Source organism: Sporichthya brevicatena (assembly GCF_039525035.1).
Lineage (GTDB): Bacteria > Actinomycetota > Actinomycetes > Sporichthyales > Sporichthyaceae > Sporichthya > Sporichthya brevicatena.
Genome location: NZ_BAAAHE010000072.1, coordinates 1 through 701, shown reverse-complemented (window position 1 = coordinate 701; position 701 = coordinate 1). Strand labels below are relative to the sequence as shown.

Genomic DNA, 701 nt, shown 5'->3' with positions numbered 1-701 from the left:
CTCGGGCGATGTAGCGCTTGAGGCAGCGTTTGATCTCGCGCAGGGTTTTGCCTTCGGCGGTGCGGCGTTCGATGTAGGCCACGGTGGCGGGGTGGGCGCAGCGGATGCGGGTGATGACGATGGTGTGCAGGGCGCAGTTCAGGCGCCGGTCGCCGTAGCGGTTGAGCCGGTAGCGGTTGGTGGTTCGGCCGCTGTTGGCCGGGATGGGGGCGACGCCGGCGAGCATGGCGAAGCCGGCCTCGTCGGCGATGCGTCCGGCGTGGGACCAGGCGCACAGCACGGTGGCGGCCACGATCGGGCCGACGCCGAGCTGGTCGAGCAGGTCCGGGCGCCAGGAGCGCACGATCGCGGTGATGGCGCGTTCGTGGGCGGCGGCTTCGGTGCGCAGGTCGCGGGCGCGGCGGGCCAGGATGCGCAGGGTGTCCGCGGTGGCGCGGGTCTCGGCGTCCCAGCCGCGGCGGGCCCGCAGAGCAGCGGCGCGGGTGATGGTGGCGGGCATCTTCAGGCCGCGGAAGATTGCGCGCAACGGTTCGGGGGCGGCGATGAGCAGGGCGAAGATCTGCCGTTCGGTGCTGGTCGCGGCCTCGACCGCGGAGCGGCGCGCGGCCAGGCGCACCGAGAGGATCTGGCGGTCCCCGCCACTGCGCGGGGTGCCCAACCGCGGGCGGGCCAGCGCCTCCCGGGCGGCGCGGACCGCGTCG

At 74.9% G+C, this 701-nt stretch carries 1 protein-coding gene; it reads right to left on the bottom strand.

Going from position 1 to position 701, the window contains the following annotated elements; genetic code table 11:
• Nucleotides 1–701, bottom strand: a 701-nt coding sequence (locus ABD401_RS24950) for a transposase (RefSeq protein WP_344609933.1), incomplete at both ends; no start/stop codon positions are given.